This window comes from Novosphingobium resinovorum (genome assembly GCF_036352595.1).
Classification (GTDB): domain Bacteria; phylum Pseudomonadota; class Alphaproteobacteria; order Sphingomonadales; family Sphingomonadaceae; genus Novosphingobium; species Novosphingobium resinovorum_B.
In genome coordinates this window covers 187,174-204,246 of the sequence record NZ_JAZFAX010000008.1, presented here as the reverse complement: position 1 = coordinate 204,246, position 17,073 = coordinate 187,174, and the positions used below count along the sequence as shown (strand labels likewise).

Below are 17,073 nucleotides of genomic sequence, written 5' to 3'. Positions count from 1 at the left end.
AATATAAACGCCGGGCAAACCATGTTCGAAATAAGCAACATCGTCACCGCTGCTTGATTACCAAAATTACATCGCCAAACCTGCCGCGGCGGTTCAACCGCAACGTGGAGGATTTTTACCGCTTACGCCTGAGCCACAGCGCGACCGCTTCTCGCGGCCGCGCCCGCCCGCATTATTGGCGCTCCCTGTCGGCGACGGCGGGATTGCTCGTTGGAGCGTCGGCGCCGGGTAGCCGAGCATCAGCCCGGGCATGATCCGGGTCGAGCATAAGGCGCAGTCGAGCGCATGGGCTCCCAAGGGCTTGTAGGTGTCAAAAAGATTAGAACTGCGACCGCGCTCTATCGGAGCGGACGTTCTCCGACGACGTTCAGGCCATACCCGGCTAGTGCGACTAGGACATGATGGGAATTCGTCAGGAGGATCATGTCGTGAATGCCCAGTTCAGCGAGAATCTGGGCGCCAACGCCATAGTCCCGCAAATGGGTAACGTTCTCCAGCTCTTGAGTTGCGACCGCGCCTACCTCTTGCGACAGCTTTATCTGAGGATTGAGAAGAATGATGACGCCATTGCCTTCCGCCGAGATCGCTTCCATGGCCCTCCCTAGCAGGCCCGTGCGATCCCCAGAAAGGCTCAACGCGTCCTCGAAAAGCCCGAGCGAATGCATTCGCACCAGAGTCGGCTTGGAACGATCCAGCCTGCCTTTGATGATGGCGAGGGTCTCAGTGTCGATTGCCTTGTTGCGAAACGCGATAGCAGTCCACTCACCTCCCCGCTCACTCGCAAACTGTGTTTCCGCGACCCTTTCGAGATTGTGATCGTGGCGTTGCCGGTAAGCGATGAGGTCACTGATCGTTCCGATCTTCAATCCGTGCCGTTGCGCAAACACCACAAGATCGTCGAGCCGGGCCATCGTGCCGTCCTCTTTCATGATCTCGCAGATCACGCCAGATGGATTGAGCCCAGCAAGCCGAGCGATGTCGACCGCGGCTTCTGTATGACCTGCTCGGACGAGGACTCCGCCTGGGCGCGCGATCAAGGGAAAAATGTGCCCAGGAGTAACGATGTGCTCGCGCCCCTTCGATGCATTGATCGCGACAGCGACCGTGCGTGCGCGATCTCGCGCGGATATGCCAGTGGTGACGCCGTCCCGCGCTTCGATCGACGTCGTGAAGGCCGTCTCATGCCGCGTGCCATTCTTCGGGCTCATCAGTTGAAGGCCGAGTTGATCGACCCTTTCCTGTGTCATGGCGAGGCAAACCAATCCTCGGCCATGTTTTGCCATGAAATTTATCGCATCGGGCGTTGCCATCTGCGCCGGTATGATCAGGTCGCCTTCATTCTCGCGGTTCTCGTCATCGACGAGGATGAACATGCGTCCGTTGCGTGCTTCCTCGATGATCTCTTCGGTGGCCGAAAGGTTGACATGACGGTTGGTGCGAGTTCGAGCCATCATCGGAGATTCAGTCCTTGGTATCAATGATATCGTCACCTGGAGGAAGGAAAGACCGAGAACATTTTGGCCTTACACAACAGCCCTTCGAGAATGATCCAGGTGCTTTCCGCGTGCTTTCCGCAAACCTCACTTATAGTGGAAATGCCCAGCGGATCCGCCGTCGTTAGAAACGGCGCTGATCGGAATGCCGGATTTTTGATGTTCTGCGGCGCGCGTTGCCATTCGCCGTCATACGATCGCGCTGAAGCCACCGTCGACGACAATCGACGCGCCGGTAACGAAACTCGCCAGATCGGAAGCCAGCCACACCGCTGCCTTTCCAATTTCGGCGGGTGATCCACTGCGGCGTAGCGGCGTTTCCGCTATCCTCGCCTGGATGCCTGCCTGAAATTCCGGCCCACTGCCGCCCGACAAGGCGGTGTCGATGATACCAGGGCAAATCGCATTCACTCTTATGCCCTTGGGGCCGACCGCGTCGGCGAGCGACGCCGTCATCAGACGGATAGCACCTTTGGTAGTAGAATAAATGGCGGTCGGGGCCGCGCCACGCAGACCACCGATGCTTGACATGGTGATGATGCTTCCTGCCTTACCATGTTGGACCATGTTACGGGCTGCGGCTTGTGCAGAAAAGAAAACGCCGTCCAGATTGACGCTCAGGATCTTGCGATAGTCTTCCTCGGACATCGCAAGAATATCTTCCTGTAGAACGATGCCAGCGTTGCAGACCATCACGTCGAGGCCACCATACTCCGACGCCAGGGCCACGGCGTCGGCGACGTCCTCTCCTGAGCTTACATCCGTTTTCTTGAAAATAGCCTGTCCACCCTCACCAGCGACCAGATCCTCGCTAGAAGAACCGCCCTCGCGCGGCTCTCGATTGAGATCGGCGATGATCACGACGCGAGCCCCGTGTTTGGCCATTTCGTGGCAAATGCCACGCCCGATGCCGCTGGCGCCGCCTGTGACCAAAACCACTTTTCCGTGCAACAATTCACTCATCGCCATCTCCATGAGAACTATTTGACAACGGCATGCCCCTTACAGAGACGACATTCATGCCTTCATCTTGCGTGTTCGAGCGCCCCGCCCCAAGGAACAGGACGGATCGGCATCAAGTTTTCGTAAGCTGCCGGCCGTCAGAGAGCGAAAATCTTTTCAACCTTTATGCGTCGTAACACGCCGGCACTGCTTTATACCGAGCGTCGTCCGTCGCGATGCTCGATCAATTCGATCAAATTGCCACTATTGTCCCGAATGTACCCGCCGGCCAGTGCGCCGGACTCGAATATGGGCATTGCAACCTCAACTCCGTGAGATTCCAAGAATCTAAATGCGGTTCTGATATCCGACACCTCGAGCGCTACATGCTTGTTGCCATGGGTCGCAAGATCGCTGTCAGGGTCACGGCGTTCGTCTGGCAAGGACTTGGCCCCGGGGCGTTCGAACAGTTCGACGCGGGTGTTGCCACGACGAAGAAACGCACCGGTGAACGGGACGTGTGGCATGGCCGTACGAAACTCGACTGAAAAGCCCAGCATTTCGCGATACCATCGGATCGATGCCTCGAGATCCGGCACGCTGATGCCGAAATGATGCACGCGGAGCTGGAACGGCGGCGGCGGCGCAGCGCTCTCGTCGATGACAAAGAGTCCTTCATCCATGTTCATCTCCCATCTGCTCGCGGAAGCGCCACTTCCGGGAAAGCAAGGCGCTTCTGTTCATTATCGTAGATTGCTTTTGAGCCGCCATCCGTCGCCACCGCTCCTGTTCAACAATAGACAAGGAAGCTCGCGAGGACGTGGTTTCCTTAACGGTAAGGCCTCACCTCTGGATGAGGCCGCCGGCCAGCATCTTGAACGGCTCCAGCCCCAGCACATGTCGCCCCGTGATTTCGGCGATTGGATCTTGCCGGATGGCGCCGTGAGAAAGGAGTACCCGCACATCGCGAAGGAAGCGTTGAATGGGATTGCGAAGGCTGGCGGTGGAAGAACCAAGGCAGACCTGGATTGCGTCGATGGCATCGCCGCACAACCGGCCCGCGTAGACCAGGTCGTTGGTGAGGAACGCCTCCTCGCGAGGCTCGAAGTCCGTCCCAGCCATCGCCCGGGTATCGATCTCGATCGCAATACGATGAATCAAAGCTTCGGCGGCGTTGACCATGGCACGCGCCCTTCCGGCAACGACCTGGGTCGACGGCGCTTGCGCGACGCTGTCATATGGCAGATTGAAAGGGAGGATGCGGTTCGCCTGCTCGACGAAGCAATCAATACAGCCATTTGCCATGCCGAGCGCAATTGAGATCGTCGTGATCGACGTTGTCAGCATTGCGGCCATCGGCCCCATTCGATAGCCGAGACCGGAATAGCGGCCGCGGACCGACGCGAACGCCTCCACGAGATTGTCCATCAACAGGACCCGATGGGTGGGCACGAACACCTCTTCCTTGACTTGGATGCTATTGCTGGCGGTCGCAGCCATACCCATGACATGCCAATCATCGAGCTTCTCATATTGCTCACGCTTGAGCAGAGCCAGCGCGCGCACCGTCTTATCGTCTTCGATCCATTCGATCCCGACAATTGCCCAGGCAGCATAGGCCGCGCCACTGCCATATCGCCACGTGCCCTTCACCATGAAGCCGCCATCGACCTTCCGAGCACCCCCAGTTGCTTGTGAAAAGATCGACGCTCCCAATACGACCGGTCCCACCCAATCCTTCGTCAGCGAAAGCACCTCGGAAACCGCGCGTTCATCAAAGGCGAGGACGGTCCGTACGCCACCGGCAACAAAGCCTGTCCAGCCCGCCGAACCGTCGGCATAGCCAGCGGCCGATGCAATCTCGGAGATGTCGCGAGCTCCGAATGCGAAGCCACCCAGCTCCTCAGGAACCGCAAAAAGAAAGAAGCCCGTTGCGTTCAATGCTTCGAGGGCTTCGGGAACCAACGCGGTAGCCTTCTCACTCTCCCAGGCCTTTTCCCTGAGCAGCGGGGTTACTGCGCGAATCTTATCTCGGATGTCGGCTGCAGCCGCGCTCACCTGAGGTGTAGAAACATAGCTGACGGTAGTTTCAGCGATGGACGTTGGGGTGCGAGTATCAAGCATTGTGGTCTCCCGGAAGGAAATGGTTGTTCTTGGCGAATTCAAACTCACATGCGCCCCTGACAGTCGGCTCAGTTTCGCACCCGGGATCGGGGAGGCGAACGGCCATCAATTCCTCGATCCGCGCGAGCACGAGCGGGAGCGGGAGCGGGAGATGCTGTCGGCCTGAGGGTGTGCTTTGCCGGCATGCGTGAGAGCGCGCCGCCGGACTGCCGGAAACTAGGCCGACAACCGGCAAACTCCCTCCTGCCTTGGCAAAAAATCGACAGAACGCTCCAACGCGAGGAACCGACCGCATAGCCGTGGGACTCTTTGCTGCGTAGTACTATTCAGTACTATATGACATGCACACCCATTCCGCAACCCCCCGCGGGCCAGTCTGATCGCATAGCCACTACGGCAGGAGGTAGCCGCTGCATTGATAATAAATTATTCTTATTGAGCTATTTATGGACTATTTCGGCCAGAGTGGGAAGCAAAAAGGGCATTGCCTGGCGCCGCGATGATCATATCCGCAGGCATCCGCAGCGGCCATGTGGATGAGAACTATATAGTTCTCCTCCGCAGGGAGGACGGACCCTTTAGAGTTTGAAGGCCCCGATTTAACTAAGCTGGCGCAGACAATTGCGCGGCAAACTCCTGGTACGTCCTCGATGCAGATCAGCCAGAGAGAGCGGTGCTCTCCAGTCCGGCGAGCGCGTCGCAGCGCCGTTCCAGGTTGATCAGTCGAGATGTTTCGGGGGAGCAATTTTATTGATGCCACTCCAATGTTCGGAGATTTTTCCGTCCTGCACGCGAAAGGCGTCGAACACGAAGAATGGATAGGTGCGCGACGGATCATCGGGTTCTGGCTGCGGGAAGCAAACGGCCATTACAACCAGATCTCCTTCCGCCAAAACCAATTCAGGCTCGCGGTGCGGAACCGCCGACAACGGCAAAGGCGCCTTTCCCTCGAAAATCTTTCGAACCAACTCCTCGAGCCCGGAACGCCCGGCGGGCAGATGCGGATTATTCTGCTTATAGTCCTCCGCTACATAGTCTTTAATGGCGTCCGGATTCTGCGCCTCGAATACGTTGCGATAGAAGTCGAGAACGATCTGCTTGTTCTGAAGCGCTAGGGATAGCGGAATCGAATTTTCGCTGGCCATTAATAATCTCCCCTGTGCGGATCGCATATTGGTCAGGTTCTGAAGGAATGCTTCGATGCATTGGGAGCATGCCAAAATCAAATGGGCGACGTCGAATATCGTCTGCCAAGCTCGGCTAAAAAAACGCGATCGACCACCCTCGTCCGAATTTCGCGCCCAATGGTCGACGCGAATTCGTTATCGCCAATCAAGATTGGGGGATGCCCGAAGCTGCAAGAGGGCAACTCCTCCCGTCGACAGCACAGTGAAGATAAAAACGGGGGCATAAGTATGCAGCTGGTCGTAGACAAAACCTGCTGTGACCGACCCCAATGCACCGGCCACGGTGCCGACCGCAAAAACGATGCCGAGGAGGGTCGGGAACGGCTTCGTTCCAAAATAATTGGTCAGCAAGGTAATCCAGCAAACCTGTGTGGCGCCGAAACCGAAGCCAAACACGACTGCAAAAATAACCAAGGCTGGAAAGCCGGATGGAGCCGTGGCGAGACCGAGGCCCGCGCTGATCATCAGAAGAGCGCCCGCGGCAAGCCAGTGCGGGGGAATTCGATCGCCGAGAAGGCCGGCAAGAGCGTTCCCGCAGATGGAAGCCGCCACCACAATCGATACCGCCAGGGCGGCGGTCGTCGAATCATATCCGATGTCCCGCAGGTGCTGCACGCCGTGACCCAGGAAGAATACCCAGTCGACATTCGCTATGACCCCGGCGAGCAATATAAATGCGAACTGGCGCGTCTGCACGGCGTCTCCAAAGTGCCAGGACTGTGATGTTTTGTAGACCCGGGAGGCTTTCCCAAGCAGGTCGCGCGGAGGCGGTCCCATCTCTAGATTATGCGGATCCGTCGCGAGATTTGATGGTATTACCCACGAGATCAGCGCTCCAGCAATCACAAAGCAGCCAAGCGCGACCCACCAACCCGAGCGCCAAGTCCCGGTCGCGGTAATGAGCCAGGCAAAAATCGGCGGCGCGATAACTCCCGCGACTTCCCCAGCCGACATGACAACGGAAATCGCCAGCGCTCTACGGCCGCGAAACCACGCCGCAACGACCGTTTGCACCGGGAGGATTCCGGCGGCGCCGACACCCAAGCCGATTACAAGCCCGTAGCATATGATGAACGTAGGGCCCGAGGAAACAAAGGTGATCATCAAGACAGCGCCGACGGCGGCCAACGTCGTTCCCGCAAGCATCACATTGCGAATTCCCAAAAATGGGAATCCCCTTGCGATAAAGGGTCCAGAAACCCCGGCTGTGGCTACGAACAACCCAAAGCCGGCGCCAAGGAGCGTCCTGTTCATGTGAAGGGCAGCTGCCATGTGGGCGTTGATCACCGCCGCGCCGATCGCTGGGGATGATACGATCAGTGCGACAATCAGCCACAAGGGAATGAGCTTCCACAGTGGGGCATTCGAAGCGACCATGACGGCGGGCGGCAGAGACGCGCTCGCGGCTTCGAAGGCGTCTATCGTGGCGTCGTTTTTCAAGCGATCTGGTTGCCCTAAACTATTCATCACACGTTTCCTTCTTCGGACCAGCGGGACCGGCTCATTTTAGGCTGCATCGAAACACAGAAGCGATTTTCCCGCCCCGGCGAGGGGCTAGGCGGGAAAACAGAGCTTTGGATCGACGACAAACATCTTCACTGGTTTCCGCAACTTCGGCATCACTCCAGTCGCCAAGAACGCGGGCTACGGTACCCCCTCCAACCAAGACCAATCGATCGATGCTCTTTGATCTTTCCAGCAACATGGTCCTGCCCGGTTACTTGGGGTGGTCCGCGCCGAGCGCCGGAACTGCCATCTCAGAATTGGAAGTTCGCGCCTAAACCGATCTCTCGCGGCCGCCCGGGAATGACGATCGTCGCGGCATTTCCGGTGGTTCCGGCTACTCGGTAATATTTATCGGTGAGATTGCTTCCAAACGCGTAAACGCTCCACGCGTCTTCATGCTTAAATGTAATTCTCGCGCTCAGGAGGCCGTATCCTTGTTGAGATATGCTCTGAGAATTTAGCGCGTCAAAGTACAACTTACTACGATAGGAGTAGTCTGCACGCACCAACAAGCTGTTTGATGAGGAGAGTGGAATTCGATACTCGGCACCGCCATTTACAGTCCATTTCGGCAAAAACGGAAGAGTGAGGCCGTAATTCAGACCGCTGGCGATCGCGTCCGCGTCCAAGCGCTTATATTTGAAGTCACTGTAGCTAAAGGTGGAATTTAGAGTGAGATTACGAACCGGGCTCACCATAAAATCGCCCTCGACTCCCTGAATCACGGAGCGACCGGCGTTTTCGATGACGTTCCTGCCAGATGACGTAATCTCGACCTGCATATTGTCATAATTCATGCGAAAGATGGAAATGTTGGCACGCAGGTGCCTGTTGAAAAGCTCCGACTTCACGCCTGCCTCGTAATTCGTAACCATCTCCTGATCGAATGGCTGGAAATCCGAAGTCTGAATAGGTTGACCGTTGACACCGCCGGATTTGAACCCACGCGAAATGGTTGCATATACCATTAAATCATGCGTGAATTGATATTGCGCGGTGAATTTAGGCGTCACCGCGCTCCATTTCCCGTGAACATCAGCATCGATCAGCGCACTTGTAGTCCCAGCGAAATAGCTCTGGAACGATGTGTGCTTGACGTCCCTGCTATACCGAAGACCGGCACTAAGCGTCAGCCCCTCGATCGGCTTGACATCAAGTTGAGCGAAGGCAGCCGAACTGTTAGTCGTCTGTTGGCTGTAGTTATCCAGAGAGAAGGTTGATAGACGCGGAAAATTATTGTAGTCTATATTTTCTATAATGTAGAACAATCCGGTCGTAAGGTGGATCTTATCTGGAATCAAATCTACGTTGTATTGAAGTTCCTGGCTGAAGAACGTTTCTTTGGAATTTGTCTCGACGGCCTGTAGGGACAAGGGCGTACCATCCGTATCGTTCGCAAATTGGTTTGAGAACCAGCGATATGCTGAAATGGATTTGATGACGCCGCTTCCCGTATCCCAAGTCGCGGTTGCGCTAAGGCCGGCGTCGGTGCCCCGATTGTAGCTGGCCGCGGTGCCGCGTGTCTCATAGCCTCCGGACGTCAGGAGGCTGGGATCAGACGCGACAACGACTTTGGTGCCGTTTCCGTTCTGGTCCTGCCTGGTATAGTCACCGCGAAGCAAGAGCTTGAAGCTCTCGGTAGGCCGATAGATTAGCGCGCCACGAACCGACTGATAGTTGACGTTATTGTAGCGCTCGCCGTTCTCAAGATCGTGCATATAACCGTCCTGACGAACGGACTGGCCAGAGAAACGCACCGCCACCTCGTCAGTGATCGGCATGTTCACCATGGCGCTTGCATTGATAAGATTGCGGCTTCCGACTTCAAACGTTTCACGAGATCCGAGCGACGTCATCGGTTCCGGTGTGTAAACACTCAATGCCCCGCCTATGGAGTTCTTGCCAAAAAGCGTCCCTTGCGGACCGCGCAGAACTTCGACGCGATCAATATCGTTAAACGCCAGTGTATTGCTCGAAAGGCGAGGTCTGTAGACGTCGTCAACATAGACTGCTGCACCGGGATCGGACAGGAGCCCCGCCTGCTGCTGGCCGATGCCACGAATGCTAACCGATCCAAGACCGCTACCGCCTTGATTGCTGGCAAATTGGATATTGGAGGCTGCGCGCGAAATATCCGAAAGATCGCGCCCGTTTAATTTTGCAAAAGCATCAGAGGTTACGGCTGTAATCGATATCGGCGTATCCTGGAGACGCTCGTCGCGTCGCTGAGCCCGGACGATAATCTCGCGAATCTGCTCTTCGCCCACCGAGTTTTGCGTATTGGGATGGCTTTGGGCAGCCGCCGCGCCGGGGGTCGGTCGCGCGGGTGTAACTGGTTGCGCTCCGCTTGCATCCCCTGTCGCGGCGGCAGGTGCCTGTGCATTTGCCGTGGTCGCGACGCCCAAGCTCGCTACGAGGGTGATACTTGATACCGTGAACCTCAGTGAACGCTGCTTCATTTCCGTCTCTCCCCAATATTTATAATACGTTGCGAGCTATTTATTTAGTAAATTAGCTGACGATATTTTAGGTCAGTATTTAGAAAAATCTCGTATTTCAAAACCAGTCATAGCGACCAAGAGGCCGCGCTCATTACCAGGCGCGTTTCTCGGATTGGCCGGTGTCGCTGCTAAAATCTCAAGCATCAAAAAAAGTCTCGTAAGGCTCCGGCGGGGGTGGGACGAGTTGCGGAGCTTTATCCACGCTATAGATCGTGGTTCCCTCCAAGGGCTCATCGCAAGCCGATTCACCTCCGGGCAACGGCGGCTCACGAGGGGGTTCGCCGTCTACGATACTGGTGTAATAGTCGGCAACGAACGTCGGATACATCCGTAAATGCCAAATTTTCCAACCGTCATCGGTCTTGATGAAGTCTACCGAGTATTTGAGCCAGTTCCAAAAGGCCTTGCGTGCAGGATTTTCTTCCCAGAAGAAGTGATGCACTTCGTGTCCGGGGGAATTCCACACTGCCTTGGCGGTCTGTGCATCGCCTGCGACTTGGATGATAGGCGTGGTGAGCGTGTGCTCCGCCATCTCGCCCCGGGTATCTCGGGTAAGCTCCTTTTCGAACAGAACGCCGAAGCATCGGCGGGCAGCGTCCTTGCCCCTCCAGCGGCCGAACTGTGCATCGATCGAGACATCGTCCCGATCAGCGAACAGCCCGACAATTTTTGCGTTCATGTAAGCGGAATGCAGATACTCATATTTGCTCATGAGATTCTGGATTTCGACAACCGCCTCCAGGCGCTCGATCCGCTTCTCAATCGATGAATTGCTTGTCATTTCTAGGTACCGCCTCTCAGTACATCGCGTCAGGATGGTCACCCAAGCCCTGGCCAAGAAGAATCCTTCCGGCCATCATCTGGGCGTGCCGCCAATCGAGCACCGCGTGATTGCGCATGACCTGGGTGTCACGGCAGATGAGATCGAGCGGATGACCGTCGCGATGGATGCTCGCCCCAGCATTCTGCACAATCGTATCAACGGCTCGAAGTGCCTCAACGCCACTGCCGGTAACGGCGAGGCTTAGTCGCGCTCGCTCCTCCAGCGACGGATCCGACGTTCCTCGCCGATAGAGGCGCTCGGTACGGTCCACCGCGTCCGTCAGGAGCAGCTGTGCCACCTGCAACTGCTGCGCCGCCTCGCCGTAGGTCGAGTGAGCACCAGGCTCCTGGCTGAAGGGCTGCCCGCTTGCGGGCCGGACACGGTTGGCAACGATCGAGGGATAAAGCTCGAATGCAGCTTCAGCAGTGCCCACCGCCACAGCACCGTGAATGATCGACAATATTCGATACATGGGGTACTGTAGGAGTTCATACGATGGATACAGCGCGGCACCGTCATTTGTCCGCGATGAGTAATGAATGAAGTTATCGACGCGATGGGCGGGAATGAAAGCATCGCACAGCTCGAAATCATTAGATCCGGTGCCCCGCATGCCAGGGACATGCCAGGTGTCGTGGATCTTGCCTTCATCGATCCGCGCTACGATCACCAACGGGCCGGTATCAGGACCGCCGGCCGAGACCACAGCCCAGTTGCAGTGGAGAATGGTTGACGCAAAGCGCCACCGGCCGGTAACGCGATAACCCCCAGCGACCGGCTCAACGCGTCCTGGAGGCGCCGCCGCCGCGGCCGCCAGTCCAGGGCCACTGCCGAAGATCTCCGCTTGCGCCTCAGCGTTTAGCCGCGAAAGAATCAGCTGATGGGACATCAGGAAGGATGCCACCCAACCGGCTGACGCATCTCCGCGAGAGATGATCTTCGTGATTTCGACGAAGGTTCGCAGATCAATAGCCGACCCACCAACATCGGCGGGACGCATTGCGTCGAAAAAACCTGCGTTTCTGAATGCGTCGATGACAGCATCCGGTTGCCGCCGGATTGCATTCGACTCTTGGGCATATTTGCGAACGATGGGAAGCAGATCTTCCGCAGCGCCAATCAGCTTTGCCGCATTTACACTATCTGCGCTCATTACTTCCATATCTTTACCACCATTTTCGCCTTCTGATGACCGAGCGACCGCCGGTGCGTTTGATGCCGGCGGAGTGGCGCGCATCGCAGTCGCGCGATTGAGGTGCCTATCCACGCTAACATCCTCCTGGTGAAATCACGCCTTGACGAGACGCATGCCACTTATGCGGAAACACTATGGGTACTACTCAGTTCTGTCAAGAGAGGTTCAGATCCGTGCCTTGACGATCCGGCTGTGGCGCAATGTAAGCTACGGAGGGTCCCACGGATCATCCGCGGTGTTATAGACACTTGATATATAACGATAATATTTGCATTTTTTATATGCCGTCGGTCCTGCATCCGCCGGCAGGGCCAAAAAGCATCGGTGTGGGCCGGCGGATATGTGGAGGATTTTAAGCTGGACGGCTAAAACCGATTAGTACGCAAATCGCGTCGCGGATGAGACAGCCAATGCTATCCCGAGCTAATAATCGGCTTAACGCGCCCATTGCGATGGCAAAAAAGCACGGAGAGCCTTCGACGAAGGCCTCCCGTGGGGGGAGGCTCGGCTTTTCAGCCTCCATCGTTCCGCAATTGAGCGCAGGGTTGTACCGGTGCGTTCATCGCCTCGGCTTCACTCCGTCTAATTGCTTACGAGACTGCGGTTCTTGATGGGGCTTTGTGAGAATCCATGCTAGACGCGCCAGTACAGTCCCGTCGGGCTTCCGGCGGTTGGCTTGCTATCGGCCCCGCAGCGGTCGTGCATTTGAGTCGGTTGGAGGGAAGCAGTTCATCAATGTCACTGTCACGCAAGAAGGGTCCTGCTCCATTGCAGAAGAATTCGGAGGCGCCATTTCTTCTCGATGAGGAAAGGCTGGAGAATATACGTCGCGTCGTTTTGGAATTGGTCGCCAGTCGGGGTTTGGAAGGGGTGACCGTCGATGCGATTGCTGCGGCCGCGCGGGTGTCCAAACAGACTCTTTACAAGACCTGGCGCACAAAGTCGGCCTTGATCCGCGATGTCGTACGGATGATCTCCCATGGTGCGCATCTGGGCGATCCAGGAGATTTGGGCTCGTTGCGCGAGGAACTGTGGCTCATACTGGAGTCGGCGACTGGGATCCTACAGACAAATCGCCGTCTGATCGTCGCATTGCTGGATGGCGCGCAGCGGGATCCCGATATCATGTCGATCATGCGGCGAGATACGCGGGACAAATACCGCGAGTCGCTCCAGCGCCCATTAAAACGCGCCATTGCGCGCGGCGATATCAGCCCGGAAACGGATCTCAATCTCATAGCCGATGTGGCGCTGCCGGTGTTGCTTCATAGGGCAATCCTGGATGACGTTCTGGATGAAGAGATGGTGAAAACCCTTCTCGACGATGTGCTCATGAATCTCGTCATTAGGCCGGGCCGTTCGAAGGATTGATGATTCACGGGCGACGCACCGCCGTTGACGATGGTGGTGCGTCAAGTTCCCGCTTCTAGCCGCGGTATCCTGCCTTCCGGAGATGTCTGAGCCGAATCGGGTTTTATTAGGGTGACAGTCAGCCCCAGCTGCGCTGGCCTTCGTTTCCCGGCCAACCAAAAGCAAAACTGAGGAAAGTCTTCACCGACAAGAGAGATATCGGGAGCCTGACCGCTACCGAGCTCAGCGAAGCGCCGGCTCCATCTGCCCGCGAGCTGAAGCCCTGCGCGCTCAATCCCAATGCGACGTAGCTGGCTCGAGTGGACCCAAATGCCGGCTGCAGCCGAAGAACACCAGTCCTCTTGCATATCGCCACGTGCAAGTCGGTAGCGCCACCGCCTTAGCTACGAAGCGAGGTTGCCAATCCAAAGCGAAACTTTGGCCCTGAGAATTCAAGATGGAGCGGGCGCCTCGGCAGCCAATTTGATTGCGCTGGCATGAAGGCGCCCGCTTCCGGCGGAGCAGATCAGGCGTTCTGGGGCGGAGCACCAGAAATCACTGGCGGCGGCCCGCCAGGCCCGCCGGGTGCGCCGGGGCCACCAGGCGGCGGCGCACCCGGCGGAAGCTCGCGGCGGCGCTCCGGAACGCCGGCACGCAGCGGCTCCATCGCTTTGGTCCAGCGCAAGACTTCATCGAGATGAAACGGCAGGGCGGCGTCGATGATCGGCGTAGACGCAAATTTGCCATCTTGGATTTGTTTCATCACGAATGGAATGGCTACACCATCCGCGATCGGCATCATGCGAACCGCCGTCAGGGTGAGCTTGAGTTCCTGCACGGAACGGAGGCCCGCGCCCATACCGCCATAGCTTACGAAGCCGGCCGGCTTATAAGCCCACTCCCAATAGAGATACGAAATCGCGTTGAGCAGGCTAGGGGGTGGACCGTAATTGTATTCCGGAACGACGAACAGGAAGGCGTCGGCTGAATCGACCAAGCTGGCCCACTTGGAGGTGTGCTCCTTGGTGTACTTGGCCATGCGCGGATGATTTGGTTCGTCGAGCAGCGGCAGGTTCAATTCTGCGAGGTCGGCGATTTCCACTTCGAAACCACCCTGCTTCGCAGCTTCTTCGGCCGCCCACTGGCCAACCGGAAGACCTACCCGGCCTGGCCGGGTGCTCGCGATCACGACTAATAACTTTGGCATTTCAGCTTCGTCTCCCAATGGTTGGTGCGATATGAGTAGAGGCCAGCGTCAGGCTGGTAACTTGGAATGCGCGCCGAGGGCGTGCCAGGCGCCGTCATGATAGACGAGACCGGCGTCGCCTACATTTGCAGAATTATGCACTTGCAACACGTGGCAGGCGATGATGACAGAAGCACCAACCTTCATTCGCAAGCGCTCGACGACCTGGCCGCGAATCCAGATAGGTGCATTCACTAGATAAGGCTCGCCGGTGGGCAGCCGCGCCCAGCTATTCACGTCGCCAAATCGATCCGCGCCTTTGGTGGAGAAAAGCTTGGCGATAGCGAGCTGGTCGGTACCCAGGAGATGGATGACCACCGAATCGGCGTTGGCGATGACCTGGGACGTCGGCGAAACCGACGACAGCGAGAAACAGACAAATGGCGGTTCCGCACTGACCGAGGTCACCGAAGTCGCCGTCAATCCGACTGGGCCTGTGCCATCGTCCGCGGTGATCACGGCGACGCCACCGGGATGATTCCGAAAGGCCTGACGCAGCGTCGCCGGCGAAATCCCGGCGGTCTCGGCGAAAGGATTTTCACAAATTCCTGAGATGCCCAGGGGTGCATCCTTCATAGCCGGTGAACCCATATCTCTCTCCGCTTTATCGAGGTCTGTGGCCCGTTTTATGGGAACTATATCGTTCTGTAAAGCTGGCATTACCGCCTCTTGGGGGGACACCGCGACCCTCTAGTCAGGGCGATCTCGATCCAAGCGCGCGTCGCATGTCATAGAATAATGTGTAATTTTAGTGCTTTAGATGTTTTCGAGAGATCAGCTCTCGCAAGGCCAGCCGCCATAAGCTCCCTGGCTGAGCCGGATGAGCTGGATTGCCGCCATATGGAACTAATTAGTTCCGTCGACCTTGACGGCAAATGTTCGGGTCTGTAGGTAGGCGGGCAATAAATACTAGGCAGCGAGTCCGCCTGGCACTTGCGGAGAAGGTGTTATCGTGTCGATCGATCTGGGGCATTCCGGACGTACGAAAGACTGCCTCGTTGCCAGTCTTCACTATCTCGAACTCGGCTGTTCGGATCCGGAGGAGATGGGCGCCTTCTATCATCGTGCGCTTGCCTACAATCTCACCGACGAAAGCCAGGCAGTTGTGGCAAGTGGGCCCGATCGACGCCTGGTCTTCCTCCCCGGCCAGCCGAAAACATTGATCTCGGCGGGTTTTGCTGTGCCGGATGCGGACGAGTTGACGCGCCTCCGGGATCGAATTCGCTTGGCCAACTGGCCATCACAGGACGGAGCCACGCGCTTCTTTACAGACAGCGTCACCGTACGCGATCCTGACGGTAACTGTCTAAGCTTCGGGTTGGCCGATGGCGGCGGCGAACACGATAGCGGGCCGCAAGCGCGGCTACAGCATGTGGTGGTGGCAAGCCGCAATCCGGTCGAGATCGTCCGCTTCTTCATCGACGTTCTGGGCTTCACTCTTTCCGATGATGTGCTGGATCAAGAGGGAGGCGTGCGTACTTCGTTCCTGCGCTCGAACCAGGAACATCACAGCTTTGCTGTGTTCAAGGCCGCCGAAAACCGCCTCGATCACCATTGCTACGAAACTGCAAGCTGGAACGACATCCGCGACTGGGCCGATCATATGTCAGCCGAGCATATTGCGCTTCAGTGGGGTCCTGGGCGGCACGGCCCGGGCAACAATCTCTTCATCTTCGTTCACGATCCCGACGGCAATTGGGTCGAACTCTCCGCCGAGCTGGAAATCGTCGAACATGATCGCCCGGCAGGACAATGGCCTCACGTTCAACGCACGTTGAACAGCTGGGGCGTGGGCATGCTGCGCAGCTGACAGGCTGTAGGAAAAGGAGTCGCAGCCAAAATGAAGTTAGCAAGTTTCCTCGCTGAGAACGGCCCAACTTTCGGCATCGTCGACGGCGATGCCATCGCGGACATCGGCGCTCTGGCTGGTGATCGTTTTGCCGATTTGAAGGCATTGATCGCGTCTCATGACGTGTCGCTGGCTCTTGCTCTTGCCGCAAATGCACCGCGTCTGGCGCTCGCGGATGTCGATCTGCTGCCGGTCATTCCCAATCCCGGCAAGATATTCTGCGTAGGCCATAACTATGAAACGCACCGCCAGGAGACCGGCCGGGACAAAACCAAGCATCCCTCGATTTTCACGCGCTTCGCCGATAGCCAGGCAGCACACGGCCAAGACCTGGTTCTGCCTGCCGTCTCGACCATGTTTGACTTCGAAGGGGAGTTGGCTGTCGTCATCGGCAGACCGGGACGCGCCATTGCCGAGGCAGATGCGCTCGAACATATCGCCGGCTATGCCTGCTACAATGACGCCTCGGTGCGCGATTGGCAGTGGCACACACGTCAATTCATTCCCGGGAAGAATTTCCCCCGTACCGGCGCTTTCGGGCCCTTCCTCGTCACTGCAGACGAGATTCCCGATCCATCGGTCCTGTCGGTAACGACCAGGCTCAACGGCGCAGTCGTTCAATCCCAGCCCACAGCCGACATGATCTTCCCGATTCCGGAGATCGTCGCCTACATCTCTCAATTCACTCCTCTGGCCCCGGGGGACGTGATCGTCACCGGGACGCCTGGAGGTGTGGGAGCCAAACGTCAGCCTCCCCTCTGGATGAAGGCGGGAGACCTGATCGAAGTCGACATCCCCAGCGTAGGCCTTCTTCAAAATCGCGTGGCGGCCGAACATTCGGCGGACCTGTCCTGACA

At 57.3% G+C, this 17,073-nt stretch carries 15 protein-coding genes; 4 read left to right on the top strand and 11 right to left on the bottom strand.

The genetic code is table 11. The features are described from left to right. The coding region (locus V2S85_RS10675) for a hypothetical protein (RefSeq protein ID WP_330702834.1) at positions 1 to 254 on the top strand (254 nt) is incomplete at its 5' end. An 84-nt stretch (positions 255 to 338) separates the two neighbouring features. Here V2S85_RS10675 and ribB read toward each other — a convergent pair. From ribB to V2S85_RS10630, 9 genes are all read right to left on the bottom strand, one after another. Continuing rightward, a complete protein-coding gene (gene ribB, locus V2S85_RS10670; RefSeq protein ID WP_330702833.1) occupies positions 339 to 1,454 on the bottom strand; it encodes a 3,4-dihydroxy-2-butanone-4-phosphate synthase in 1,116 nt (371 codons plus the stop codon). Between the two features lie 228 nt (positions 1,455 to 1,682). After that, entirely contained in the window at positions 1,683 to 2,456 is a 774-nt protein-coding gene (locus V2S85_RS10665) for an SDR family oxidoreductase (RefSeq protein ID WP_330702832.1), read from the bottom strand. Positions 2,457 to 2,647: 191 nt separating this feature from the next. Beyond that, complete coding sequence (locus V2S85_RS10660) at positions 2,648 to 3,118, bottom strand: VOC family protein (protein ID WP_330702831.1); 471 nt, start codon at positions 3,116 to 3,118, stop codon at positions 2,648 to 2,650. Positions 3,119 to 3,278: 160 nt separating this feature from the next. Further along, complete coding sequence (locus V2S85_RS10655; RefSeq protein ID WP_330702830.1) at positions 3,279 to 4,559, bottom strand: hypothetical protein; 1,281 nt, start codon at positions 4,557 to 4,559, stop codon at positions 3,279 to 3,281. Positions 4,560 to 5,278: 719 nt separating this feature from the next. Continuing rightward, positions 5,279 to 5,704, bottom strand: coding sequence for an ester cyclase (locus V2S85_RS10650; RefSeq protein ID WP_330702829.1), 426 nt, complete (start codon positions 5,702 to 5,704; stop codon positions 5,279 to 5,281). Positions 5,705 to 5,881: 177 nt separating this feature from the next. After that, positions 5,882 to 7,186, bottom strand: a complete 1,305-nt coding sequence (locus V2S85_RS10645) for an MFS transporter (RefSeq protein WP_330702828.1) — start codon at positions 7,184 to 7,186, stop codon at positions 5,882 to 5,884. A gap of 317 nt (positions 7,187 to 7,503) precedes the next feature. Continuing rightward, positions 7,504 to 9,711, bottom strand: coding sequence for a TonB-dependent receptor (locus V2S85_RS10640; RefSeq protein WP_330702827.1), 2,208 nt, complete (start codon positions 9,709 to 9,711; stop codon positions 7,504 to 7,506). A 178-nt stretch (positions 9,712 to 9,889) separates the two neighbouring features. Further along, positions 9,890 to 10,534: a nuclear transport factor 2 family protein gene (locus tag V2S85_RS10635; RefSeq protein ID WP_330702826.1), complete on the bottom strand. Its 645-nt coding sequence runs from the start codon at positions 10,532 to 10,534 to the stop codon at positions 9,890 to 9,892. 16 nt (positions 10,535 to 10,550) lie between these two features. Then, entirely contained in the window at positions 10,551 to 11,729 is a 1,179-nt protein-coding gene (locus V2S85_RS10630) for a hypothetical protein (protein ID WP_330702825.1), read from the bottom strand. Positions 11,730 to 12,539: 810 nt separating this feature from the next. Here V2S85_RS10630 and V2S85_RS10625 point away from each other — a divergent pair. Then, entirely contained in the window at positions 12,540 to 13,142 is a 603-nt protein-coding gene (locus V2S85_RS10625) for a TetR/AcrR family transcriptional regulator (protein ID WP_330702824.1), read from the top strand. A gap of 505 nt (positions 13,143 to 13,647) precedes the next feature. Here the strand turns inward: V2S85_RS10625 and V2S85_RS10620 are convergent. Both V2S85_RS10620 and V2S85_RS10615 read right to left on the bottom strand, forming a co-directional pair. After that, positions 13,648 to 14,328: an NAD(P)H-dependent oxidoreductase gene (locus V2S85_RS10620; protein WP_330702823.1), complete on the bottom strand. Its 681-nt coding sequence runs from the start codon at positions 14,326 to 14,328 to the stop codon at positions 13,648 to 13,650. Between the two features lie 48 nt (positions 14,329 to 14,376). Further along, entirely contained in the window at positions 14,377 to 14,943 is a 567-nt protein-coding gene (locus tag V2S85_RS10615) for a flavin reductase family protein (protein ID WP_330702822.1), read from the bottom strand. Positions 14,944 to 15,319: 376 nt separating this feature from the next. Here V2S85_RS10615 and V2S85_RS10610 point away from each other — a divergent pair, with 376 nt between their 5' ends. Together V2S85_RS10610 and V2S85_RS10605 are read left to right on the top strand one after the other, a co-directional pair. Next, positions 15,320 to 16,177 carry a VOC family protein gene (locus tag V2S85_RS10610; RefSeq protein WP_330702821.1) on the top strand — a complete coding sequence of 286 codons (858 nt, stop codon included), beginning with the start codon at positions 15,320 to 15,322 and terminating at the stop codon, positions 16,175 to 16,177. Positions 16,178 to 16,207: 30 nt separating this feature from the next. Further along, a complete protein-coding gene (locus V2S85_RS10605; protein WP_330702820.1) occupies positions 16,208 to 17,071 on the top strand; it encodes a fumarylacetoacetate hydrolase family protein in 864 nt (287 codons plus the stop codon). Positions 17,072 to 17,073 lie beyond the last annotated feature (2 nt).

Bases quoted from the DNA above. Each gene is read 5' to 3' on its own strand.
- V2S85_RS10665 (WP_330702832.1), bottom strand. From the start codon at position 2,456: ATGAGTGAATTGTTGCACGGAAAAGTGGTTTTGGTCACAGGCGGCGCC.
- V2S85_RS10615 (WP_330702822.1), bottom strand. From the start codon at position 14,943: ATGAAGGATGCACCCCTGGGCATCTCAGGAATTTGTGAAAATCCTTTC.
- ribB (WP_330702833.1), bottom strand. From the start codon at position 1,454: ATGATGGCTCGAACTCGCACCAACCGTCATGTCAACCTTTCGGCCACC.
- V2S85_RS10655 (WP_330702830.1), bottom strand. From the start codon at position 4,559: ATGCTTGATACTCGCACCCCAACGTCCATCGCTGAAACTACCGTCAGC.
- V2S85_RS10605 (WP_330702820.1), top strand. From the start codon at position 16,208: ATGAAGTTAGCAAGTTTCCTCGCTGAGAACGGCCCAACTTTCGGCATC.
- V2S85_RS10650 (WP_330702829.1), bottom strand. From the start codon at position 5,704: ATGGCCAGCGAAAATTCGATTCCGCTATCCCTAGCGCTTCAGAACAAG.
- V2S85_RS10660 (WP_330702831.1), bottom strand. From the start codon at position 3,118: ATGGATGAAGGACTCTTTGTCATCGACGAGAGCGCTGCGCCGCCGCCG.
- V2S85_RS10630 (WP_330702825.1), bottom strand. From the start codon at position 11,729: ATGAGCGCAGATAGTGTAAATGCGGCAAAGCTGATTGGCGCTGCGGAA.
- V2S85_RS10635 (WP_330702826.1), bottom strand. From the start codon at position 10,534: ATGACAAGCAATTCATCGATTGAGAAGCGGATCGAGCGCCTGGAGGCG.
- V2S85_RS10640 (WP_330702827.1), bottom strand. From the start codon at position 9,711: ATGAAGCAGCGTTCACTGAGGTTCACGGTATCAAGTATCACCCTCGTA.
- V2S85_RS10620 (WP_330702823.1), bottom strand. From the start codon at position 14,328: ATGCCAAAGTTATTAGTCGTGATCGCGAGCACCCGGCCAGGCCGGGTA.